Origin of the sequence: Hymenobacter sp. UYCo722 (assembly GCF_040547115.1) — a bacterium.
Taxonomy (GTDB): Bacteria; Bacteroidota; Bacteroidia; order Cytophagales; family Hymenobacteraceae; genus Hymenobacter.
Genome location: NZ_JBEPPC010000011.1, coordinates 67,949 through 90,899, shown reverse-complemented (window position 1 = coordinate 90,899; position 22,951 = coordinate 67,949). Strand labels below are relative to the sequence as shown.

General features: G+C 59.5%; 25 protein-coding genes. 19 read left to right on the top strand and 6 right to left on the bottom strand.

Features of this window, described 5'->3' with window-relative positions; genetic code table 11:
* Positions 1-219 precede the first annotated feature (219 nt).
* The 4 genes from ABIB44_RS19595 (at position 220) to ABIB44_RS19580 (ending at position 3,900) form a co-directional block, all read left to right on the top strand.
* Positions 220-1,611 (top strand): peptidylprolyl isomerase, encoded by a 1,392-nt coding sequence (locus ABIB44_RS19595; RefSeq protein WP_354586373.1) that lies wholly within the window; start codon positions 220-222, stop codon positions 1,609-1,611.
* Between the two features lie 141 nt (positions 1,612-1,752).
* Positions 1,753-2,718 carry an AAA family ATPase gene (locus ABIB44_RS19590; protein WP_354586372.1) on the top strand — a complete coding sequence of 322 codons (966 nt, stop codon included), beginning with the start codon at positions 1,753-1,755 and terminating at the stop codon, positions 2,716-2,718.
* A 143-nt stretch (positions 2,719-2,861) separates the two neighbouring features.
* A complete protein-coding gene (locus ABIB44_RS19585) occupies positions 2,862-3,287 on the top strand; it encodes a hypothetical protein (RefSeq protein ID WP_354586371.1) in 426 nt (141 codons plus the stop codon).
* Between the two features lie 67 nt (positions 3,288-3,354).
* Positions 3,355-3,900 carry a GNAT family N-acetyltransferase gene (locus ABIB44_RS19580; RefSeq protein WP_354586370.1) on the top strand — a complete coding sequence of 182 codons (546 nt, stop codon included), beginning with the start codon at positions 3,355-3,357 and terminating at the stop codon, positions 3,898-3,900.
* A gap of 65 nt (positions 3,901-3,965) precedes the next feature.
* On the opposite strand, the gene ABIB44_RS19575 is transcribed toward ABIB44_RS19580, so the two are convergent.
* Positions 3,966-4,997 (bottom strand): lipid A deacylase, encoded by a 1,032-nt coding sequence (locus ABIB44_RS19575; protein ID WP_354586369.1) that lies wholly within the window; start codon positions 4,995-4,997, stop codon positions 3,966-3,968.
* Positions 4,998-5,481: 484 nt separating this feature from the next.
* On the opposite strand from ABIB44_RS19575, the gene recA reads away from it, so the two are divergent.
* From recA to ABIB44_RS19525, 10 genes are all read left to right on the top strand, one after another.
* Complete coding sequence (recA, locus tag ABIB44_RS19570; protein WP_354586390.1) at positions 5,482-6,513, top strand: recombinase RecA; 1,032 nt, start codon at positions 5,482-5,484, stop codon at positions 6,511-6,513.
* A 177-nt stretch (positions 6,514-6,690) separates the two neighbouring features.
* A complete protein-coding gene (locus ABIB44_RS19565) occupies positions 6,691-7,506 on the top strand; it encodes a DUF3108 domain-containing protein (protein ID WP_354586368.1) in 816 nt (271 codons plus the stop codon).
* Between the two features lie 164 nt (positions 7,507-7,670).
* Entirely contained in the window at positions 7,671-8,366 is a 696-nt protein-coding gene (locus tag ABIB44_RS19560) for a response regulator transcription factor (RefSeq protein ID WP_354586367.1), read from the top strand.
* A 134-nt stretch (positions 8,367-8,500) separates the two neighbouring features.
* A complete protein-coding gene (locus ABIB44_RS19555) occupies positions 8,501-9,571 on the top strand; it encodes a sensor histidine kinase (RefSeq protein ID WP_354586366.1) in 1,071 nt (356 codons plus the stop codon).
* A 25-nt stretch (positions 9,572-9,596) separates the two neighbouring features.
* Positions 9,597-10,310, top strand: coding sequence for an RluA family pseudouridine synthase (locus ABIB44_RS19550; RefSeq protein ID WP_354586365.1), 714 nt, complete (start codon positions 9,597-9,599; stop codon positions 10,308-10,310).
* 157 nt (positions 10,311-10,467) lie between these two features.
* Positions 10,468-10,920 (top strand): 50S ribosomal protein L13, encoded by a 453-nt coding sequence (gene rplM, locus ABIB44_RS19545; RefSeq protein WP_342295208.1) that lies wholly within the window; start codon positions 10,468-10,470, stop codon positions 10,918-10,920.
* Between the two features lie 99 nt (positions 10,921-11,019).
* On the top strand, positions 11,020-11,406 hold the full coding sequence (gene rpsI / locus ABIB44_RS19540; RefSeq protein WP_035563789.1) for a 30S ribosomal protein S9: 387 nt from the start codon (positions 11,020-11,022) through the stop codon (positions 11,404-11,406).
* Between the two features lie 18 nt (positions 11,407-11,424).
* The gene (gene rpsB, locus ABIB44_RS19535) at positions 11,425-12,192 is read left to right on the top strand and encodes a 30S ribosomal protein S2 (protein ID WP_354586364.1); all 768 of its coding nucleotides are present in this window, start codon (positions 11,425-11,427) and stop codon (positions 12,190-12,192) included.
* A 103-nt stretch (positions 12,193-12,295) separates the two neighbouring features.
* Positions 12,296-13,132: a translation elongation factor Ts gene (gene tsf / locus ABIB44_RS19530; protein ID WP_354586363.1), complete on the top strand. Its 837-nt coding sequence runs from the start codon at positions 12,296-12,298 to the stop codon at positions 13,130-13,132.
* A gap of 65 nt (positions 13,133-13,197) precedes the next feature.
* Positions 13,198-13,488 carry a hypothetical protein gene (locus tag ABIB44_RS19525; protein WP_354586362.1) on the top strand — a complete coding sequence of 97 codons (291 nt, stop codon included), beginning with the start codon at positions 13,198-13,200 and terminating at the stop codon, positions 13,486-13,488.
* 7 nt (positions 13,489-13,495) lie between these two features.
* On the opposite strand, the gene ABIB44_RS19520 is transcribed toward ABIB44_RS19525, so the two are convergent.
* The 3 genes from ABIB44_RS19520 to ABIB44_RS19510 form a co-directional block, all read right to left on the bottom strand.
* Positions 13,496-14,533 carry a DUF3089 domain-containing protein gene (locus ABIB44_RS19520; RefSeq protein WP_354586361.1) on the bottom strand — a complete coding sequence of 346 codons (1,038 nt, stop codon included), beginning with the start codon at positions 14,531-14,533 and terminating at the stop codon, positions 13,496-13,498.
* A gap of 114 nt (positions 14,534-14,647) precedes the next feature.
* Complete coding sequence (locus tag ABIB44_RS19515) at positions 14,648-15,658, bottom strand: hypothetical protein (protein ID WP_354586360.1); 1,011 nt, start codon at positions 15,656-15,658, stop codon at positions 14,648-14,650.
* Positions 15,659-15,781: 123 nt separating this feature from the next.
* Positions 15,782-16,183, bottom strand: coding sequence for a hypothetical protein (locus tag ABIB44_RS19510; protein WP_354586359.1), 402 nt, complete (start codon positions 16,181-16,183; stop codon positions 15,782-15,784).
* A gap of 159 nt (positions 16,184-16,342) precedes the next feature.
* Between ABIB44_RS19510 and ABIB44_RS19505 the strand changes: the two genes are divergently transcribed.
* On the top strand, positions 16,343-16,729 hold the full coding sequence (locus ABIB44_RS19505; RefSeq protein WP_354586358.1) for a hypothetical protein: 387 nt from the start codon (positions 16,343-16,345) through the stop codon (positions 16,727-16,729).
* Between the two features lie 102 nt (positions 16,730-16,831).
* Here the strand turns inward: ABIB44_RS19505 and ABIB44_RS19500 are convergent, their stop codons facing one another.
* Complete coding sequence (locus ABIB44_RS19500; RefSeq protein ID WP_354586357.1) at positions 16,832-18,385, bottom strand: hypothetical protein; 1,554 nt, start codon at positions 18,383-18,385, stop codon at positions 16,832-16,834.
* A gap of 217 nt (positions 18,386-18,602) precedes the next feature.
* Between ABIB44_RS19500 and ABIB44_RS19495 the strand changes: the two genes are divergently transcribed.
* The 4 genes from ABIB44_RS19495 to ABIB44_RS19480 all read left to right on the top strand — a co-directional run bounded on the left by ABIB44_RS19495 (position 18,603) and on the right by ABIB44_RS19480 (position 21,615).
* Positions 18,603-19,376: a hypothetical protein gene (locus ABIB44_RS19495; RefSeq protein WP_354586356.1), complete on the top strand. Its 774-nt coding sequence runs from the start codon at positions 18,603-18,605 to the stop codon at positions 19,374-19,376.
* Between the two features lie 3 nt (positions 19,377-19,379).
* Positions 19,380-20,018 carry a hypothetical protein gene (locus ABIB44_RS19490; protein ID WP_354586355.1) on the top strand — a complete coding sequence of 213 codons (639 nt, stop codon included), beginning with the start codon at positions 19,380-19,382 and terminating at the stop codon, positions 20,016-20,018.
* A 159-nt stretch (positions 20,019-20,177) separates the two neighbouring features.
* Positions 20,178-20,612, top strand: a complete 435-nt coding sequence (locus ABIB44_RS19485) for a CsbD family protein (RefSeq protein ID WP_354586354.1) — start codon at positions 20,178-20,180, stop codon at positions 20,610-20,612.
* A gap of 169 nt (positions 20,613-20,781) precedes the next feature.
* Complete coding sequence (locus ABIB44_RS19480; RefSeq protein ID WP_354586353.1) at positions 20,782-21,615, top strand: DUF1206 domain-containing protein; 834 nt, start codon at positions 20,782-20,784, stop codon at positions 21,613-21,615.
* Between the two features lie 3 nt (positions 21,616-21,618).
* Here the strand turns inward: ABIB44_RS19480 and ABIB44_RS19475 are convergent, their stop codons facing one another.
* Positions 21,619-22,842 (bottom strand): NAD(P)-dependent oxidoreductase, encoded by a 1,224-nt coding sequence (locus ABIB44_RS19475; RefSeq protein ID WP_354586352.1) that lies wholly within the window; start codon positions 22,840-22,842, stop codon positions 21,619-21,621.
* Positions 22,843-22,951 lie beyond the last annotated feature (109 nt).

Below are 22,951 nucleotides of genomic sequence, written 5' to 3'. Positions count from 1 at the left end.
ACAGTGAGCAGTTAACAGGGCGCTTTTCCGAATGAAAACGCGTTGTTAACGGCTCACTGTTAACTGATAACTGCTTTCAGCCTGCAACCCTTATTCTTCCATTCGGCTCCTTGGAATTGTCTGCCGACGGATTTATCATGAAATTTGTGCGGCCGTAGTGGTGTTATGCGCCCAACGGCTTTCGTTCGGGCAGCTGCCCGGGCTCTTCAATCCTATTCTATGCTTGTTAAAGTGAATCGCGCCGCGACGTTGGCCCTGCTGACATTGGCGCTGTTATTGGGCTTCGCGCCCGCCTCCCAGGCCCAGTTGGGCATCAGCCGCCCCAAGGGGCAGGAGCTGCTCGATGGCATAATAGTGAAGGTGGACAACCAAATTGTGCTGCGCTCCGACGTGGAGCTCGTGTACGCCCAGGAGGTAGCCCGCGCCGCCGGCAAGCCCATACCGCCCGACCTCAAGTGTAAAATTCTGCAAAGCTTGGTGCTGAACAAGCTGATGCTGGCCCGCGCCGAGGTGGACTCGGTGACGGTAGAGGACAAGCAGGTGAACGGCGAAGTAGACCGCCGCATGGCCTATTTCGTGCAGCAGATTGGCTCCGAGAAGCGCCTCGAAGAGCAGTACGGCAAGTCGCTGAAGTCGCTGAAAGAGGACCTGCGCCCTCAAATAAAGGAGCAGCTCACGCAGCAGAAGATGCAGGAAACCATCACCGGCAAGGTGGCCGTGACGCCGCGCGAAGTGGCGCAGTACTTCACCCGCATTCCAAAGGACAGCCTCCCCTACTTCAGCACCGAGGTGGAAGTGGGCCAGATTGTAGTGCCCGCCCAAGTGAACGACAAGGCCAAGCAGGCCGCCATTGCCAAGCTCAACGACCTGCGGGGCCAGATACTCGCCGGGGCCGACTTCGCCACCCTGGCCAAGCAGTACTCCGAAGACCCGGGCTCAGCCAAGGAAGGCGGCTACCTGGGCTCGTTTAAGCGCGGCGAGCTGGTGCCTGAGTACGAGGCTGCTTCGATGAGGCTGGAACCGGGGCAGATGTCGCCGGTGGTGCAGTCGCAGTTCGGCTTTCACCTCATTCAGTTCATCGAGCGCAAGGGAAACACGTATTCTACGCGTCACATCCTGCTCAAGCCCGAAACCGGCGCGGCCGATATCAGCACTTCGGCCAAACTACTCACTCGCCTGCGCCGTCAGATTCTGAGCGACAGCATCACGTTTGCCAAGGCCGCCAAGGACAACTCGACCGACAAGCAAAGCGCCAACAACGGCGGTCTGCTGGCCAACCGTGCCGACGGCGGCTCGCGCCTGCCCCTCGACAAACTCGACCCTGCTATCTTCTTCACCATCGACACCATGAAGGTGGGCCACATCACCCCGCCCATGCCCTACCGCACCGATGAAGGCAAGGACGCCATGCGCCTGCTGTGGCTGAAATCGAACACCGCTCCCCACCAGGCCAACCTGCAGGAAGACTACCAGAAAATTGCCGCTGCCGCCCTCAACGAGAAGAAAAACAAAGCCCTGGATGATTGGTTTGCCAAAAACCGCGGCACGGTTTACCTCGAAGTAGCCCCCGAATACGCCCAGTGCAAGGTGCTGGACGTGGCCGAGAGGTAACTAAGGCTGAAAAAGCACGTCATGCCGAGCGCAGCCGAGGCATCTCGCGTGCAGAAGTGAACCAACCGATTGAGTTACGACCACACGCGAGATGCCTCGGCTGCGCTCGGCATGACGTGCTTTCCCTTTCCAGAATCCCGAATGGCTCAATACCAAAACGACAAAGAAGCTGCTGACGCGCTGGCCGCCTCCTTCCAGCAGCTGCGCCAGGAAATCGGCAAAGTCATCGTGGGGCAGGATGAGGTAGTACGGCTGGTGCTCACGGCCGTGTTTTCGCAGGGCCACAGCCTGCTGGTGGGCGTGCCCGGCCTGGCCAAAACCCTGTTGGTCCAGACCATTGCCGACTCGCTCGACCTGTCGTTCAACCGCATCCAGTTCACGCCCGACCTGATGCCCTCGGACATTGTGGGCTCGGAAACGATGAACCAGCAGCGGGATTTTCACTTCGTGAAAGGCCCCATCTTCGCCAACATCATTCTGGCCGACGAAATCAACCGGACGCCGCCCAAAACCCAGGCCGCCCTGCTCGAAAGCATGCAGGAATACGCCGTGACGGTGGCCGGGCAGCGCTACCCCTTGCAGCGACCGTTCTTCGTGCTGGCTACCCAAAACCCCATCGAGCAGGAAGGCACCTACCCGCTGCCCGAGGCGCAGCTCGACCGCTTCATGTTCAACATCGAGCTGGGCTACCCCACTTATGCCGAGGAGCTGAACATCGTGAAGCAGACGACTTCTAACCTGAAGCAGACGGTTAGTAAAGTGCTGCACGCGGCCGACATCCAGGCCTTCCAGGAGCTGGTGCGCCGGGTGCCGGTGGCGGACAACGTGGTGGAATACGCCGTGAGCCTCGTGCACAAAACCCGCCCCAACACCGAGCGCGCCGCCCCCCGCACCAATCAGTTGCTGGAGTGGGGTGCTGGTCCGCGCGCCTCGCAGCACCTCATCGTGGGGGCCAAATGCAACGCCCTGCTCAACGGCAAGTACTCGCCCGACATTGAAGACGTGCGCGCCGTGGCCGTGCCCATCTTGCGCCACCGCCTCGTGCGCAACTTTAAAGCTGAGGCCGAAGGCATCGGCGTGGAGCAGATTGTGAAAGAGTTGTTGTAGAACTGGAAGCACCGTCATGCTGAGCGAAGCCGAAGCATCTCTACCGCCACACTAAATGTGATTAGTTGCACGGTAGAGATGCTTCGGCTTCGCTCAGCATGACGTTCTTTGTACCCTAACTGACTGCCTGCCCCAGAAACCCAATGGAAGCCCAAGCCTACTACCAGCAATTTGAGCGCAACGTGCGCATCATTCTCGACGCTCTGGCCGCCGGCCTCGACCTGCGCACCACGGCCCTCGAAACCAGCCTGCCCATTGAAGTGTACGTGCTGTGCGAGGTGCTGAACCAGGGTGCTGGCGAGCATTACACCCTCACTGCCAGCGGCGTGGCCCGGCTGGCCGAGTTCCAGCAGCAGTTTATGAAGCACGAGGGCCAGACGCTAGCGGCCATGCAACGCGTGCTGGCCGATAAGCGCGCCATCATGAGCACGCCCGAAGGCCGCGTGCTGGTGAAGGAGATGCTCATTCGCCGCCTGGAGTTTTTCAACGAAGCGGCCCGGCAGGTGAACGTGATGCGCACCCAGCAAGCCCTGGGCAGCCCCAGCCAGTACGTGGGCCTGAACAAATAACCCGTTTATTGCTTGTGAAAGGGCCACTTCCGGGCACGGAGGCGGCCCTTTTTCGTAGTCTGCCGTTATGCTTACTCGCGCCCCCCTCCACACCGAACGCCTCTGCCTGCGTCCCTACGAGCCGGCCGACGCCGACGCCTTCTTCGCGCTGCTGCACGCCGACCGTCCCCGCTTTAAGCCCTCCTTCCCCGACCGGCTGCAGGCCGTGCGCACCATAACCGATGCCTACGCAGCGCTCCGCACCTTCGCCGACGACTGGCGCACCGGCCGCTTTTACGTATTCGGCATCTGGCACCGCGCCTCGGCCGATTACGTGGGCGACATCTGCCTCATGCCCCAGCAGAAGAGCCAGGCCGAAATCGGCTATTACCTGGCCGCCGCTGCCGAGGGCCAGGGATTTGCCCGCGAGGCGCTGGGTGCCATCACCGACTTTGGGTTCGAGCTGGTAGGCAGCCGGCGGCTGCTGGTACGCTGCTACCACGACAACGTGCGCGGCCAGGCCGTGGCCCGCGCCATGGGCTTCGTGGCCGAGCCGCCGCCCTCGCGCCCGGTCTGGTTCCGCAACGCCGATGCGCTGAGCCAAATCCGCCGCTTCTGGCTGGCGAAAGGGTAGTAACTGCTTCTGCCTGTTGTGCCGGGCTGTCGGGCACAACAGGCTGAAGCAGACGTTCAATAAACCTACTGCCCCACGCGCACGCGCTTACCGATGTTGTCCAGCAGCCAGTCCTGCCGGAAATTCAGGTACATGCCAAACGAATAGTCGAGCAGTTTGGCATTCAGGTCGAACAGCGGCTCGGCCCTTGCCGTGAGCGAGGCCGCGTCGGAGATGCGGAAATCGCGCAACAGCCGCACCAGTACAATCTTGCGCTGCGGGTCCCGGAACTCCGGGTTCGAGACCGTGCGCGAGGCGCTTTGGTATAAGTCGCCCCCCAACGGCGAAATAAAGCGGGAGCCCTGCCAATAGCTCACCATCACATCGGCAAAGCGGGTTTCGAGGGTGGCATTCAGGTACAGGCCCCGGCCGTATTTGTACGGGAACTGCCCCGCCGTGAAGGAGTAGTCCTGAAAGCCCAGCACATAGCCACTGAAGCGCACGGCCTGGACATTCGGTCCCTCCAGCTGGTAGCGGGCCTCCAAGCCAAAAGCCTCGTTGAAAGCGGTTTTCAGCGGCTTGTCCAGCGTATCAATCTGCCCCCCGTTATGAATAGCCGTGAACTGGAACGGCAGGGCCACGGTCCAGCGGCTGTCGTCGGGGCTGATGCGGTAGCTGGTGCTCAGGCCGCCGGCCACTTCCTCCTGGTAGTTGCTGTAGCGGTACTGCTGGCGCTGCCAGTCCACCCACTGGTCCAGAAACAGCCGCTTGCCGCGATAGATGGTCTGGATGCCTTCTTCCAGCGGATTGAGCATCACCCGCTCAAAATTGAACATCGGCTCGATGTAGTTGTGGTGCAGGTTGGGCCGAATGTTGCCCAGAATTATCTGCTGCTTGCCCGTCGTCCACGTCGCCCGAAACGTGGGCCGCACCTGCTGCAATTTCGGGTTGCCAAAATCTTTCCACAGAAACACGCCGCCTTCGAGGCGCAGGTTCTTGGTCGGGTAGTATACCAGTTGCGGGTTCAGCTGCGTGCCATACAGCGTGTAGCCGTCCACAATCTTGTTGAAATACTCGTTGTCTTTGAAAAAGACGAAGGCGTTGAGTGAAAGGCGCAACTCGCCGGCAGCCGGAGCTATAGGATAGAGAGCAACTTGACGAGCTGCATTTATTATCTCAATACTGTCGTTAAATCGCTGGGGCACATCGGCGATTTTCCCAATTAGCAGAGTGTCTTCTTTCTTACCCGGTGTCGGGCTCGTAAACGCCCGATTATCGACCTGCGCCCGTGCTTCTACTACGCTAATTAGCAGAGCCACAAGGCCAACTAATATTTTTAGATAAATCCGCATATATTTCGCCTTTCAAAGGCACCAAACCACTGACCTCTGTGTTAGAAAAAGCCGTCGCAAAAGGGCCTCCAAAGGGCTTCAACGAAAGAATAGATTTATTCGATTGCGACCCGGCCAAAACCGTTAACTTTACCAAACCTAACCCGTTTTTCCCAAACATCCCCACATGGCACTAGCTACCAAAGCGGCTCCCAAGGCCGAGAAAGCTGAAAAAGCAGAGACCGGCGACCTCAACACCGCCGCCGGAAAAATGAAAGCCCTCCAGCTCACGCTGGACAAGTTGGACAAGGCTTACGGCAAAGGCACCGTCATGAAGCTCTCCGACAATGTGGTGGTCGACATCCCCAGCATCAGCACCGGTTCGCTTTCGCTCGACATTGCCCTCGGTATTGGCGGCGTGCCCCGCGGCCGCGTCATTGAGATTTACGGCCCGGAATCGTCGGGTAAAACCACGCTCACGATGCACATGATTGCCGAGGCGCAGAAAAAAGGCGGCATGGCCGCGTTCATCGACGCCGAGCACGCCTTCGACAAATCGTACGCCGAGAAGCTGGGCATCGACACCACCAACCTGCTCATCGCCCAGCCCGACAACGGCGAGCAAGCTCTCGAAATCGCCGACCAGCTGATTTCCTCGGGTGCCATCGACATCATCGTGATTGACTCCGTGGCCGCCCTGGTTCCCAAGGCCGAGCTCGAAGGTGACATGGGCGACTCAAAAGTGGGCCTGCACGCCCGCCTCATGAGCCAGGCCTTGCGCAAGCTCACCGGCACCATCAACAAAACGGGTTGCTGCTGCATATTTATCAACCAGCTCCGCGAAAAAATCGGTGTGATGTTCGGCACGCCCGAAACCACCACCGGTGGCAACGCCCTGAAATTCTACGCTTCGGTGCGCCTCGATATCCGCCGCATCGGCCAGATTAAGGAGGACAAAGACAACATTACCGGCAACCGTACCAAGGTGAAGGTGGTGAAGAACAAAGTAGCACCGCCCTTCAAGGTGGTCGAGTTTGACATCATCTACGGCCAGGGCATTTCCAAAGTAGGTGAGATTGTGGACCTGGGCGTCGATATGGGCATCATCGGCAAGTCGGGCTCGTGGTTCAACTACGGCGAAACCAAAATCGGTCAGGGCCGCGAGGCGGTGAAAACCCTGCTGCTCGACAACCCCGAGCTGGCCGCCGAAATCGAAAAGAAAATCCGCGACATGGCTAAGGGCGATACCGACGTCATTCCCGTGGACCTGACCATTGTAGAGGACGGCGAGGACACGCTGTAAATTGAGTTAAGAGCGTATACTGTGAACCACTAGCTCTTAACTCCTAACCTACAACTCTCAACTGGAAGCCCGTTGCCTTTGGCGGCGGGCTTTTTTTTACGTCCGTATCTTTGATAGCACTGTCGAGCTGGCACTTCGTTTGTCTAAGCCCGGGCTACGTTCCCTTTTGTTATCATTATGAATCGCCGCTGGCTCATTCTTACTCCTGCTGTTGTGTTGTTTCTGGCAGCTGCCGTGCCCGCGCTGGGCCCCGGCGATGCCGCGCGCAGTGTTCCGCAGTCCAGCTTCGGGCGGGGCGAAACCATTAAGTACACGGTGCACTACGGCCTCATCAACGGTGGCGAGGCCACCGTGGAAACTGGCGGCGGCCTAGAGCATTTCAACGGCCGGCCCTGCTACCGCGCCTCGGTGAGCGGCAAGACCACCGGCTCGTTCGACTTTTTCCTGCGCATCCGCGACCAATGGCGCGCCCTCATCGACACGACCAGTATTCTGCCCCTGCGCGCCCAACGCGAGATTGCCGAGAAGAACTACCGCAAGCGCGAAACCGTGGATTTCGACCACCTGCACGACATGGCCGAAGTAACCGACCACACCCACGAAAATGCCCGTACTTCGGTGAAAGTGGCCAACAATACCCTGGAGCTGGTGAGTGGTTTCTATTTCCTGCGCACGCTCAATTTCGACCGCATGAAGGTGGGCGACGTGGTGCGCATGCCGGGCTATTTCGACGGCGATAATTTCATGCTCGAAGTCGTGTTTAAAGGCCGCGAAGTAGTGGAGACCAAAGCCGGCGATGTGCGGGCTTTTAAGTTGGTGCCGCGTATGCCCAACAACAAGCTATTCCGGGGCGAAAATGCCATCTCGATATATTTTTCCGACGACCGCAATAAAATACCGGTGCTGTTTCAAGCCGAGATGTTTGTGGGTACCGTGAAGGTGGACATGGTGCGCTATCAAGGCCTGCGCTGGAAGCTGAACATGGTGAACTAGACCACAGAATGAGGGGCTAGACCACAGCTTGAGGGGATTTTAACGGATGAATTCATTCGTTAAAATCCCCTCAAGCTGTGGTCACACAATCGTAACACAGCGCCCGCCGTCGGAATCGGTACTTTTGCTGGCGCATTGTTCTGCTTCACTTAAGCCCTTTCGCCGTGACTGCCGCTAAAACGCCCGTGTATAAAATCCTCGTGGTCGATGACGACCCCGATATCGTGGAGCTGCTGGAGTTCAACCTGAAGAAAGAAGGCTACCAGACGGCCTCGGCTCCCGATGGCCGCAAAGCGCTGGAAGTGGCCACCGATTTCAACCCCGACATCATCCTGCTCGACGTGATGATGCCGCACCTCGACGGCATTGCCACCTGCCGCCTGCTGCGCGAAAACCCCAAGTTCAAGGACACCTACATTCTGTTTCTCACGGCCCGGGCCGAAGAGTTTTCCGAGGTAGCCGCCTTCGATGCCGGGGCCGATGACTTCATCGCCAAGCCCATCAAGCCGCGCGCCCTGCTCGGCCGCCTCGCCGCCGTGAAGCGCCGCGACCAGGACCCCCACGCCGCCGTCGATGCCATCGACATCAACGGCCTGCGCATCGACCGCACGGCCTTCGCCGTGTACCAGGATGGCAAAAAAATCAGCCTGCCCAAAAAGGAGTTTGAGCTGCTGGCCTTCCTGGCCTCCTCGCCCCACAAGGTGTTCAACCGCGAAGAGCTGCTCCAGAATATCTGGGGCAACGACGTTTTTGTGCTGGCTCGCACCGTGGACGTGCACGTGCGCAAAGTGCGCGAAAAGGTGGGCGACCACCACATCCAGACCATCAAGGGCGTGGGCTACAAGTTCAACGCCGACTAATTCTGTCGGCCCTCGTCTGTCATCCTGAGCGTAGCGAAGGACCTTTTCACGCCCGAACAACACTCGTTCAGCCGTGAGAAGGTCCTTCGCTGCGCTCAGGATGACTTATTTTAACCCGACTTGCCCTATTTGCCATGAACTTCTCCTCCCGCACCATTGCCGTTTTCATCGCGCTGCTGGTGGCCGCAGTGCTCACGACTTACGCGCGCATTGCCCCCACCCTGCCGTTTCGGGAAGCCTTTCTGGCGGCGGGCGTCACGATAGCGGCCTGCTTCCTGTTGGTATACCTGTCGTTTGAGGCGCTGCTGTTTCGCGAAATCAACGGCGTGTACGCGGGCCTCGAAAACATCAAGCGCAAGGAGTTTAAGAAGCTGAGCAACAAGTTCCTGTTCCGGCCCGAGCCGGTGAAGCGCGTGCGCGAAGAAATAATTCAGATGGCTGAGCGCCGCCAGCAGGAATTGGATGAGCTGGTGCGCCTGCAGGCCCTGCGCCGCGAGTTCCTGGCCGACGTGTCACACGAACTCAAGACGCCGCTGTTTGCCGCACAGGGCTTTGTGCACACCATTCTCGACGACGACGACGACGAAATAGACCTGGCTACGCGCCGCAAATTCCTGCGCAAAGCCGCCACCAGCCTCGACACGCTCGATGCCCTGGTGCAGGACCTGGTCACCATCGCGCAGCTCGAAAAAGGCGTGGTGCGCATGCGCCGCCAGCGCTTCGATTTGATTGTGCTGGTGCGCGAAATCTTCGAGCTGCTAGAGCAGCAGGCCGACCGACGCGGTACCCACCTTGAGCTGTTTCCGCCCAGCCTGCCCGAAACCGGCTTACCGGTTATTGCCGACCGCAACCGCATTCGGCAGGTGCTGGTCAATCTGATTGACAACGCCATCAAATACGGTCGCGATGGAGGCCGCGTGGTAGTGTCGTTGGTTGAAAGCGGCCGCACAGTGCGCGTTGCCGTGCGCGACGACGGTGCGGGAATCGCCCCGGAACACCAGAGCCGCATCTTCGAGCGGTTTTACCGGATTGACAAGAGCCGTTCGCGCGAGTCGGGGGGCTCGGGGCTGGGCCTGGCCATCAGCAAGCACATTGTGGAGGCGCACAAGTCTACCATCAAGATAAAGAGCACGTTGGGCGAAGGCACCACGCTGGAATTCAAGCTGAATAAGCCCAAAACCGGCCCGGTGGAAGGCGCGGCCTGAGGCCGTCGTACCTTTGCGGCCTCTTATGAAGCTTCCTGATTTTTCCGACCTCGTTATTTTTGAGAACGACGATTACCTCGTCGTCAACAAGCCGCCATTTCTGGCCACACTCGACGAGCGGGTGGGCGGCGCGCCCAACATGCTGCGCCTGGCCCGCGAGCAGCACGACGATATTCAGGCGGCCCACCGGCTCGACCGCGAAACCAGCGGCGCGCTGGCCTTCGCCAAAAACCCCGCCGCCTACCGCCACTTGGCCATGCAGTTCGAAAACCGCGAGGTGAAAAAGCAGTACCATGCCGTGGTGTGGGGTGCCCCGCAGCTGACCGACGAAGTGGTAACGCGCAACATTGAAACCACCAGCCGCGGCAAGGCCCGCCTCGCCTACAAAGGCAAGGCTGCCGAAACCCACTTCACCACCCTCGAAACCTACGCCCGCCACGCCCTGATGCTCTGCGAGCCCGTGACGGGCCGCATGCACCAGATTCGCCTGCATCTGATGTACCTGCAAGCCCCCATTGTGGGCGACAAGGACTACGGCGGGGAAGATTTCTTCCTGTCGTCGCTCAAGAAGAAGTTTAACCTGAAAGAAGGGCAGGAAGAGCAGCCTTTTATTAAGCGCTTCGCCCTGCACGCCCTGCGTCTCCAATTCACGGGCCTGAACGGCGAAGAAATCAGCGTGGAAGCGCCGTATCCAAAAGATTTCCGGGTGCTGGTAGAAGTACTGGGCCAGAACCGCTAGGTGCGGGGGCTATAGGCAAACCGGTGATTCTCAGAAAAACTACTGCGCTACGTTTGGCTATTCGCCCATAAATCAGTACCTTTGTGTCCGTTTTTCCCGGAGCCCTGGCGGCTCCGCACTCTTATTCAATAGTTTAGCATACCTTTTTTTTCGACTCATGGACCACCTGAGCTTCAAGACGACCCACGTCAGCAAGGCCAACGCCCAGAAGAGCTGGGTTATCATCGACGCCAGCGTCGCCCCTCTGGGCCGCGTTTGCTCGCAGATTGCCAACATTCTGCGCGGCAAGCACAAGCCTTCGTTCACGCCCAACGCTGATTGCGGTGACAACGTCATCGTCCTCAACGCTGATAACCTGCGTGTAACGGGCAAAAAAATGACCGAGAAGGTCTACATCACCCACTCGGGCTACCCCGGCGGCCAGAAGCGTCGCACCGTGCGTGAGCAGATGAACCGCGACTCGCGTCGTGTTATCGAGCACGCCGTGAAAGGCATGCTGCAGGGCAACAAGCTGGGCTCGGCCCAGTACCGCAACCTGTACGTGTACGCCGGCATGGAGCACCCGCACGAGGCGCAGCAGCCCGTGGCAATCGAACTGAAAAACCTGTAGGTCCACGTGCGGTAAGCTTTTGCTTGCCGTGTCGGGTCCTGCTTTTTTAAATGGCTTGCTATCCGGCAAGCTCAAGCTTACCTCACAATTTTTCCACTAATGGCAATTACCAACACCTCTGGTAGAAGAAAAACCTCGGTGGCCCGCATTTACATGCAGGCCGGGCAAGGGAATATCACTATCAATGACCGGGACATGAAGGCGTATTTCAGCAACGAGTTGCTGGAGAACGTGGTCAACCAGCCCCTGGCAATTCTTGAGCAAGTCGGCCAGTACGACATCAAGGTGAATGTGAAAGGCGGCGGGATTTCGGCTCAGGCCGAGGCTATCCGTCTGGCAATCACCAAAGCGCTGGTTAGCGACAACGAAGAAACCCGTCCGGCTTTGAAGAAGGAAGGTTTCCTCACCCGCGACCCGCGCATGGTGGAACGCAAGAAATTCGGCAAGCGCAAGGCTCGTCGCTCGTTCCAGTTCTCGAAACGCTAAAACCAGGAGGATACTATCATGGCTCAGACGACTTATAAGGACCTGCTCGACGCAGGTGCCCACTTTGGTCACCTCACCCGCAAGTGGGACCCCAAAATGGCGCCGTACATCTTCATGGAGAAGAACGGCATCCACATCATCGACCTCAACAAAACGTTGGTTTCGCTTGATTACGCTGCCACGGCTATTCGCAACATTGCGAAAAGCGGCCGCAAAATCATGTTCGTAGCCACGAAAAAGCAGGCGCAGGAAATCGTCACCACGGAAGCCGAGCGTTTGAAGATGCCCTTCGTGACCGACCGGTGGTTGGGCGGCATGCTCACCAACTTCGCCACGGTTCGCAAGAGCCTGAAGAAGATGGCTACCATCGACAAGATGGTGAAAGAGAACACCGCCTACGCCGCCTTGGCTAAGCGCGAGAAGCTGATGATGCAGCGCGAGCGCGAAAAGCTCGACCGCGTGCTCGGCGGTATCGCCGACCTCGGCCGTTTGCCCGCTGCCCTGTTCGTTATCGACGTGAAGCGCGAGCACATCGCCGTTAAAGAGGCGCACAAACTGGGCATCCCGGTTTTTGCTATCTGCGACACGAATTCGAACCCCGAATTGGTCCAGTTCCCGATTCCCGCCAACGACGACGCTTCGAAATCTATCCAACTGATTGTTGGCGTGATTGGCAAGGCCATCGAAGACGGCCTGTCGGAGCGCAAAGTTGACAAAGAAGATGCCGACCGCAAGGAAGCCGACGAGGCTGCCATTGCTGAGAAAACGGCTGCTGACGAAGAATAGTCCCTTCTTAGCTCTTTGAAAGAAGGGAACCTTCGAGTAGTCTAGGCTCCGGAGGTTCCCTTTTTCTTTTTCCTGAATTCCAACCCAACAAATACCTACTCTAATGGCCGCTATTACCGCCGCAGACGTAAACAAGCTCCGCACCATGACCGGTGCGGGCATGATGGATTGCAAAAAAGCCCTCGTGGAAGCCGATGGCGACTTCGAAGCCGCCCGCGACATTCTGCGCAAGCACGGCCAGAAAATCGCTGACAAGCGCGCCGAGAACGAAACGTCGGAAGGCCTCGTGCTGGTGAACGTGAGCGAGGACGGCACCCAGGGCAAACTGGTGGCGTTGGCTTGCGAAACCGAATCGGTAGCCAAAGTGGCCAACTTCCGCGAGCTGGCTCAGCAAATTCTGGACACGGCCGTGCGCATCGACGCGGGCACGAAAGAAGACATCCTTGCCGCCAAGGCGTCGGATGGCATGAGCATTCAGGAGCACGTAACGGACCTGATGGGCAAAATCGGCGAGAAGCTGGAGGTGACTTACGCCACGCTGACCGCCGAGAAAGTAGCTTCGTACATCCACTCCGACAACAAAAAGGCCGTACTGGTGGGCCTGAAGAACGTAGGCGACGCCGACGCTGCTGCTGTGGGCCGCGACGTAGCTATGCAAATTGTGGCCATGAAGCCCGTTGCCGTTGACAAAGACGGTGTGGACTCGGCTACGGTGGAGCGTGAAATTGAAGTGGGCAAAGAGCAGGCCCGCACCGAAGGCAAGCCCGAGGCGATGCTGGAGAAAATTGCCCAGGGCAAGCTCAACAAGTTCTACAAGGACAACACCCTGCTGAACCAGGAATTCGTGAAAGACAACTCGATGACCATCGCCCAGCTGCTCGACAGCAAGTCGAAAGGCATGACGGTTTCGGACTTCAAGCGCGTGGCTATCGGCGCTTAATTGCCGTTTTTAGCTAAACTGAAAGCCCCGCTGGCATTGTGCCAGCGGGGCTTTTCTTTGTGGTTATGACTCAAGAACGCAAGAACCTGTACCGAAAACTCCTCTATACAGCCCTTATTGATTTGCGTGGGCATTCATATGAATCCAGTTGGCAAGAAGTCGGACAAGAGAGGGTGTTAAGATTTATTAACAGCTTAACTGACTGGATACATAACCTTGCATTTTATTCTAGTAATGACTTCGAGGATTTCAATGAAGAATGGTTCTGGCGCGATTATCAAACGTTTCGGGAGCAATACCCTGCTGATAAGTGGGCAAAGTTCCTTGAAGGAACGGTCACTCAACTAAGAAAATAAAAGTGTCTTATTTCTTCTGCCACGCCCGCACCCGCGCCTTCGTGTTCTCACGGATGTTCATGTAGAACAGGCCGTAATCGGCGATGTGATAGGAATGGCGCAGCTCGGGGAGTCCGGGGAGCAGGAAGCGGGGGTAGCCGCTGGGTTTGGGTGGCGTTATCCAGAGGAGGCCGTCGTGGATTTTGGCATCGGTCACGTGCGGGTCGATGCCCTTGAAGCGCTGGCTAACGCCGCCCCGGTTGAGGCTGGCGGGAACCCGAATCGTATCCATCGTCCAGGTGAGCGGATTGATGACGGCGAAGTGGCTGAAGGGCGGAAATTCGTTGCCGGTGGCTACAGAATTGTAGGCCACGAAGCAGCCGGTTGCGAGCGAGTCCGGGCAGGGACGGATGGTCTGGTACTCGTGAGGCCGCACTTTGAAACCGATGAGGTAGGCAGCTACCAGCTGGCGGCGCAGCTTAGGGTCGTTGTCGAAGAACTCGTGCAGAAGACGGGTGGCGTGGTCGGTGCCCTGGCTGTGGCCGGCGATGATGATGGGGCGGCCCTGGTTGTAATGCGCGAGGTAGTATTGGAAGGCCTTCCGCACGTCGGAATAGGCCAGGGCCAGCGCTTTGCGGCTGCTACCTTCGGCGGTGGAATCGAAGAAGGAATACAGCGTGGCTTGGCGGTAGCGCGGTGCGTAAATACGCGCCGCAGCGTTAAACACGGTGGCTTGCTTACGGATGGTGGTTTTGTCGGTATAGCGGTTGAGGCGGCAGTTGCCCACGTCGGCGTTCCAGGAGCCGCGCCAGAAGTAGGTGGTGGGGTGCACGAAAAACACATCGGCTTCGGCCGTGGCCTGCTGGTCGCGGAGTCGGGTTTGCGAGGGCACCGCGTGGGAAGAGTCGTGGCGGGTGGGTAGGGCAGCCCAGTTGTGGCCGTCGGCGTAGTCGGGGCCGGGGCCGGGGTGGTAGTAGGCGAAGTCGTGCGGCGGCTTAAGGAGCTTGAGGCAGCTGGTGAGGGGTAGCACGAGCAGCAGCAGCAGCCGCATATAGTTTCTTAGCACAGCATTTAAAAGGTTAGGTCGTCGTGGCGAGCGCAGCCGAGAAGTCCCGCTCGCAGGGTGGCATGATAAATTTAGTGCGGCGCGTGCGGTGGCCCGCTGCGCTTGGCACCGTTCTTACTGGTCAACCACCGGCCAATGCGTTAGCTCGCGCGGCGTACCGTCTTCGTTATAAAGCAGCGTCATGGGCTCGGTGGGTTTGGCCACTACATCGGCGAGGGTGATGTTCCAGCGCTGCCACATTTCGGCCAGGGTTTGCGTATAAGCGCTGTTTTCCCAGGGGTTGAAGATGGCACCGGTGACGTCATCAATGAGGGCATCGAATACAATCTGCGTGTCGCCGGGACGCGGGTGGCGCGGATACACGTCGGGCACGACGTGCAACAGGTGGGCGGCGTAATACACGCGGGCTTTGAACTCGGCAATCTGAACCGGATGCAGCGGGCGCTGAGCGTCGGCGTAGACTTTGCGCATGGCCTGGCCCACAAGGCCGATATCGACCAGACAGGCTACTAACACGGTTTTATCGAGCTTGATGCTGAAGACGAGCGTGTTCAGGTCGTCGTCGTACTCGAAAGGCGTGGCATCCTCAGCGGAATCGGCTTCGAGCACAAATACGGAGCCGGGCACGAAATCGGCGTACTCGGTGGGCACGCGCAGGCCCTGCAGCAGCTGGAAAAATGCCTGAAAACGGCGCACCAGCGCAGCATTTTCGGCCAGCGGGTACTTGGGCTTTATCAGCGGCTCGAACTCATTCAGCAGCTCGGTGATGAAGATGCCGTAGAACATTTTGCCCAGCCAAAGGAACAGCGTATCGTCGCCAAGGGCGCGCAGAGCGGCGGGGCCATCGGCGGCGGCGGCGGCTATGCTGCTTTCCAGTTCTTCGATGCGCTGGCGGGCCGCCGGGCTGGCCGGCAGGCGCAGGTCTTTAATGAGGACGGTACGCTGGTCGAGGAGCTGAATGGGGCGCTCGGCCAATTCATAGCGCGCTTGCAGCCATTCGGCGAATACGGGCACGGTATCATCGGGGCCAACGGGCTGTCCGCTGAGAAAGCAGGTTTCGGGGCCGAAACGCATGCCGTCGAACGGGTCGTAGGGCAGCAGGGCGGCGGGAGTGAGTGGGGCCATAAAAAGCAGTAGCGCGAGCGTTTGGGCACGCGCCACCCGAATTGGCCGGGCATATGCCGGCTGGCACGGGCGGCGCGAACCACAAAGTTCGCGCTACAATAGTTACGAAACCGCTGGGCGGGCTTACTTCGACAGCGTGGAGGCCGCCTTGATGAGCTGCTTGCTGAGGTTGGTGAGCGGGGCGCTGTAGTCGCCGCCGGCTTCGTCGGCCACCTTGGCGGTTTCGGCCCCAAGGCTGGCGAGGACTTCGGCGATGTCGTGGGCCGGAGTTTTGGCATTGGCCAGCAGCTCGTTGAGCTGGGCCAGCTCCTGCTTAATTTTGGCCAGGCCAGTACGCTCCGAGGCACCGAGCACGGCCAGCCAGCGGTCGATTTCGGTGCGGCCCTCGGGGCCGGAGTTGATGGCTTTGCTGCTGGTGAGGAACGTGAGCGTATCGTCGAGCAGCGCGGTGTTTTGCTGGTCGCTCACGGCCATGGGCACGGCGGGCATGGCGGGCGTTTGCGGAGTGGAGGCGGTGGAATCCATAAGAAAGCGGAGGTGATGAAAATGGGTAAGGGACTATACTAGGCCCGGCCCTAAAAAGTTAGCGCCGGGCCCGGCCAACGACGGCCGGCCGATGGGTTACCTTTTAAGACCAACGCCGATTAAGAGCATAATCTCACCCCCACTCATTTTTTCAAAGCCATGAATCTCTCCGTTAAAACCCTGCTCGTAGCTGTTGCCGTTGCTTTTGCCGCCACTGCCTGCGAAACCAAAACCGCCGAAACCACCGTCACCACGCCCGAGGGCACCACTGCCACCGTCATCACGGATTCGACCACGATGATGTCGGCCGGAGAGGCTGGCGATAAAATGGATGCCGCCGGCAACAAAATGGAAGGCAACATGGAGGCCGCTGGTGCCAAAATGGACAACAAGATGGAAGAAGCCGGTGCTAAAATGGATGCTGCCGGTGCCAAAATGGATGCTAAAATGGAAGCCGCTGGCAACAAGATGGACGCCATGGGCAATGCCGCTTCAAAATCGGCCCAGCAGACCAAAGCGAACATGAAAGACGCCATGAAGAAGTAGTCTGACCTTCGGGCCAACTCCTTTCGCTTCAACCAAAAAATACCCCAGGCCACCACGCCTGGGGTATTTTTATGGCCATAAGAGCCAGTTGCTGCCCTACTGCTAGGCATGGGCCAGCTCCAGGAGCACCTCGTAGTAGGGCCGCTGCAAAATGCGCGCTTTCAGCCAGGCGTAGAAGCTGATGACCTGCAAATCTTCCCGCCCCTCCGAAATAAATGGCGGCAGATGCATTACCCGGTTGCCGAAAGGGCGCTCCTGGGTGATATGCGGGTTTTCGACCAACTCGCGCACCAGGGCCAGGTAAGTCAGGACGGGTTGGTACACGCCGCCGGCGGGTATCGCCGGCGCATAGGCGGTGGCCGGTACCGCCGGGAACTGCTCGCGGATACCGCGGTCGAGGGCGCGCAGGCGGCCCAGTGCCACTTCGGTATTGCCCAGCTCCACCTGAATCAGCATTTCGCCGATGTTGCGGTTCAGCATCCATTCTAGGCCCAGGTGCTGCTCCAGCCAGTGGTCGGTACGGGCCAGGCTGAGCAGAATATGGTTGGCTTTGGCAAACTTGCCTTCGGCGAAGTAATGAAATGTGAGCTGCAGGCGCACCGCCAACTCGTTGTTTTCGGTGAGGGGCTTGGGGCCGACCAGCAGGGCATCGAGTAGCGCGATGCTTTCGAGGTTGCGGCGCAGAAAGGAATAGTTGGCGGCCAGCAGCAGCGTAAAGCGCGGTGCGTACTCGCCAAACTGCCGGCCCGGGCCGGTGGCCAGCATGTCCTGCGCCTGCGCCAGATAAGCAACCGACTCGGCGAAGCGGCGCGAACGGTACAGGGCGTGGGCCAGCATGTAGAGCAGCTTGAGCTGGTGCCCGCGCTGGGCCGGCGCGAACCCGTGGCGGCGCTCCATGAGCTTGTAGCAGCGCTCGATGAAGACCGCGAAAGCCGCGAAATCACGCCGCACCAGCATGGCATTCCGCGTGATGGACATGAGCCGGCTCAGCAGCGAAGGCGAGCGGGCGAAGGCTTCCTGCAAATCGTATTCAGCCAGCACCTGGCGCAAAATATCATCGGCTGGTACCATGGCCCGTCCCAGCGCCCGCGACCCGCGCAGGCGCTGGCGCAGCACGCTGTCAGCAATGTTGGCGCGCTCTTCTTCGTCGGCGGCTTTTTTGTTGAGGCGGTAGCGGGGCAGAATGTCATCGAGCGGCTCGGCATGCGGCGAGCTGGCGTACTGAATCTGGAGGTTGTAGACGGCATTCAGCGGCTCGTATTGCTCGCTTTCGCGGCCCAGCTTCTCGGCTTTGCGCAGCGTGTTCCAGGCTAGGCGCGGAATACCGGCCTCGAACAGGTACTGGGCTAGGGTGAGGTGGCCGCGCACGGTGGCGGCCGCCGTGGTATCGAGCTGGCGCTGGCGTAGCAGCAGGTAGTCCGTTAGGTGGCGCATGAGGCGCTTGCGCAGGGCGTAGTAGGCTACGGCGTTGGGCTGGGCTGGGTAGAGCTTGGCCACCAGCTGCTCGGGCTTAAGCTCTTTGGCCTGCACCAGCAGCTCGTAGAGGCGCGAATCGAGCCGGCCGTTGGTTTTGCGGCGCTGCCGCTGAATGAATACGCCGAAGTCGCGGCGCTCATCGGTGCTGAGGGTGAGCAGAGTAGTGCGCAGGTCATCCATGTGGCCAAATTACGCCGGAGGGAGGCACCAAGGCACAAGCTGCCGAGCGGGAAGTTATAAAGTCAGAAAATTCGTTCACAATCAACTGAATATCATAGACATTAATATAAAATTGGTTTTAAAGCAAAGTCTGCAAAAAGCAAATATTGACTGGACAGCGGCAGTTTAAAACCTCATATTTGATTTGTTCTTACACCTCACTTTTAGCCCTTTGCTCATGCGCCCTTTTTTACTCCTGCTCCTGTTCATCCTGCTGAGTCCGCTGGCGCACGCCCAGGACCTGCTTACCAAGCGCAACGGCGACGAAGTTGCGGTGAAGGTGGTTGAAATAACGCCCACCGAAGTAAAATACCGCCGTACCGACAATCCCGACGGCCCGCTCATCAGCCTGTGGCGTACCGATGTGTTTATGATTCGCTACGCCAACGGCACCAAGGAAGTGCTTACCACGCCCCCGGTTGCGGCCAGTGCCGGAGTACCCATGTCGGCGGCGGCGCGCACGGCTTTCCCGACCAATGTGCCCACGGTCAGCAATCAGTCGCCCGACGATGCTATCCTGGACGAGCCCATTCGGCTCGATGGTCCGCGCATTGGCTTCACCATTCTATCGGCCAGCGTGCTGGACAAAGCCCGCGAAAGCGTACCGGGCCTCAGCCCTTTTCTAACGCAGTTTGGCTGGCAGTTCGAAAGCCGCTTGTTTCGGATGCCCAACGGAGTGAGCGGGCTGGTGGAATTCGTACCCCTGGTGGGCGGGCTGGAGCAGGGCAAATTTCTGCCCAGCTTGAGCGGGCTGCTGGGCATGCGCGGGGCCAAGGGCTTCGAGTTTGGCGTGGGCCCAAACCTGACGCCTCTGGGGGCCAACCTGGTTTTGGCGATGGGCACTTCGTTTCGCTCCAACGGCATCAACTTTCCCGTGAATCTGGCCGTGGTGCCGGGCAACGGTGGTACCCGCATTAGCCTGCTGCTCGGTTTCAACGCCCGTCATCGCTAGGCCATGCTTACTCTTGCTACGGCCATGCGCCACTTACGGTGTCTGCTACTCCTGCTGCTGGCTGGCCTGAGCCTGGCTCATGCTCAGGAAGCTGCAAAAACGGATGTTATCCTTCGCATCGACGGCAGCGAAGTAGCAGGCCGGGTGCTCACCATCTCGCCTCTGGTGCTGTGCTACCTGCCGCCCGCCGGTACCGATACCCTGCGCCTGGCCATTGCCGAGGTGTTTCTGGTGCGCTACGCCAACGGCACCCGCGAGATGCTGCACCCAGTATCGCCATCGGAAAAGCCGCGAAGCGCCGACCTTTTGCCAGACCTGAGCGCCGCGCAACGCAGCGCCAAGGGCCGCCAGGATGCGGCCCGCAGCTACAGCAACAACGGCCCGTTCTGGGGTTCGCTGGGCGCGACGATATATGGAGGGCCGTTGCTGGGCGTGGTGGCCCCGGCCATTATCGCACCCCATGCGATAGCGACGGCCAACCTGAAGGCCCCTCAACCCGGGCTGCTGGCCGACCCGGCGTATGGACAGGCCTATCGCGCGGAGGCCCAGCGCCGCAAACGCGGCCGGGCCTGGAGCGGCTATGGTGTGGGCGCGGGCATGTGGGTAGCGCTTATTGGCGGCATTGTGGCGGGCTTGCAGTAGCGCAGCACCACTGCCGGCCGGGCTATTAGCTGCCAGCGAAGGGGGTGTAAAATTCCGGCTTTCGGCCCGTCGCCTCAACGCAGCCAAAAAGCCCTGCGTATAATCCTAACAGTTTCACCTCCTCCCACCCTTATCTTTCACTAAAATTTCCTTTTAACCATGGACGTTAACAACAATAACATCGGCGACAACACCGAGCTGCAAGCTCGCGGCAACTGGAATCAAATGAAGGGTGCCGCCAAGCAGAAATGGTCGAACCTGACCGACGACGACCTGACTTACACCGAAGGCAAACAGGACGAATGGCTGGGCCGCCTGCAGGAGAAAACCGGCGAAACCATTGATAGCATCAAGAACTGGTTCCACAACACCACCAGCGATGCCGGCGCGGTGGCCAGCGGCAACAGCACCGAGCTGAAAGCCCGCGGCGATTGGAACCAGATTAAAGGCCAAGCCAAGCAGAAATGGGGCAACCTCACCGACGACGACCTCGACTACGAAGACGGCAAACAGGACGAGTGGTACGGCCGCCTGCAAGAGAAAACGGGCCACGCCGTCGATGACATCAAAAGCTGGTTTCAGCGTACGTTCTAGTCCATTCCGCTTTTGATGAAGTGACGCGATTCCAATCTGCGCCGGGTTGCTTCATCACCATAAAGCCCCTTCTGGAAACAGCAGGGGCTTTTTGTATGCATGCGCGCCTCACTACCTCAACCTTGCCTCCGGGGTGCTGCGTAGAATAATTCCGTCTTACGCCGTTGCCATGTCTGCCCTCGATACGCTGCTTGCCACTATCCCTTCTTCCCCTTCGTCTGGCGTCAAAGCGCTGGCCAAGCTCGGCTTTGCCGCCATTGGCGTGGTGTATGTGCTTATGGGCGTGCTGGCATTGCTGGCGGCCGTGGCCGAGCAACGCGGTGCGCAGCATGCCGACAGGGAAGAAGCCGTGCGGCACCTGCAGCAGGTGCCCGGCGGCAGCGTGCTCCTGGGCCTGATTGCGCTGGGCCTGCTCGGCTATATTCTGTGGCGCTTCGTGCAGGCGCTGCTCGATACCGAAGGCAAAGGGAGCAGCCTCAAGGGGCTGAGCTTTCGGTTCTGGTACGTATGCAGCGGGCTTTTCTATAGTGGCCTGGCCATTTATGCCGCCAAGCTAGCCCTCCGGGGCCACGCCGACGAAGACGACGATACCCTGACAACCCTGGCCGCCAAAATACTGAGCTGGCCCGGGGGCGACTGGCTCCTGATTGTTGCGGGCGTGGTCACCATCTTCATCGGCTTGTACCAAGGGTACCGCGCCTTCTCCGGGCGGCTGGAATCTGATGTGAGTGCCCGCCGGCTTAGTGCCACCCAAAGCCGCCTCGTGTACCGGGCTGCCCAAGTGGGCGTCACGGCCCGGGGCATCGTGGTGGGCATCATTGGCTATTTTTTCGTGCAGGCGGGGCAGCAGTCACGGGCCGGCGCCGTCGGCAATACCGACGAGGCCTTCGACTTTCTGGCCGCTATGGGGCAACCTGCACTGGCTGCCGTTGCCGTCGGGCTCATTGCCTACGGCCTCTATTCGCTGGTGCACGCCCGCTATCCCTTGCTGCGGGGCCTGTAGCGGCTATGCCTGCACCGGCGCGGTTACGTAGTCGGTCAGGTACTGGTAGGGCTCGGTAAGCTCGCCGTTTTTGGCAATAGTGGCGCGGGCAATCACGCCCTCGGCGTCGTCGCCCAGCAGGTGCGGTAGCACCATGTCGATTAGCTGGCGGCCGAAGTCGCGGCTGGCATTGCGGGGCAGCTCGCAGGGCAGGTTATCCACGGCCATGACGGTGATGTTTTCCGGGCGCGAGTAGGGCGGCTCCAGCTCGCCGGTAGCGGGGTTGTAGTCAAAGGCCGGCTCGGTGATGGTGCTGCTGCGCTTGGTGGTGGGCACCGAGCCATTCACATCACACGTCACGTCGGCAATGGTGTTGATGCGGAAATCGGGCCGGCGCGTGTCGGCTTCGCTGAAGAGCAGTGGCGCGGCCGGATGCCAGTAGGCGCAGGAAATAAGCAGGTCGGTCACGGGCAGAAAGTTGCCGAATGTGGATTCGTACTCCTCGGGGTGCTGGTGGAAATTCTGGGTATCCCACACGCGGCCATCGCGGCGGCGGTTGTAATCCGAGCTGCGCAGCTGCGTGTACACCGGCTCATTGAAATTGAGGTAGAGGTAGTCGTACACGCTCACCCGCCGGATGCCCATGCGGTCGAGCACTTCCAGCGCGCCCTGGGCCACGCGCCCCGAGCCCGTAACGGCCATTTTAATGGGTGGCAGCCGCTTCACCTTAAAAAACTCCTCCTGCATATCGTCCATGTCTACGCACTGGTAGGCGGGTTTCAGGTGGTAGAGGCCGTGCTTGCGGCCGTAGGTGAGCAGGCCGTTATACGCCCCCACGATGCCGGCGTAGCGCCCAAAAGCTACAATGCGCTCGCCCTGAGCATTGGTCAGCCGCTCGTAGTCAATCAGGGTGATGTGCTTGTCGAGCACCGCGCGCAGCAGCTTGCGGTTGGCGGGCTGCTTCTTCACGGTGTGCGAAAAGAAGAGGTAGGTTTTATGGGGAATAAGCTGGTCGATGGGCACCTCCTTCACGCCCATCAGCACGTCGCAGGCCGAAATATCGTCGCGCACTTCCAGGTCGAGGTCGCGGTATTCCTGGTCGGAGTAGCTGCGGATATTGCTGCGCTGCACCACGATTTGCAGGCCGGGAAAGGCCGCCTGCGCCTCCCCGCATTTCTTGGGGGTAAGGGGCACGCGCTTATCGGGCGGGGTTTTGCCTTCGCGAATCAGGCCGATGGTGAGGGACATGGGTGGGAGTAGGGAGAAAGGAATGGGGGAAGCGTCTGTCATCCTGAGCGCAGCGAAGGACCTTATCACGCCTGTGCTGCCAGCGTTGCCACAAATCGCTCAGCGGTGA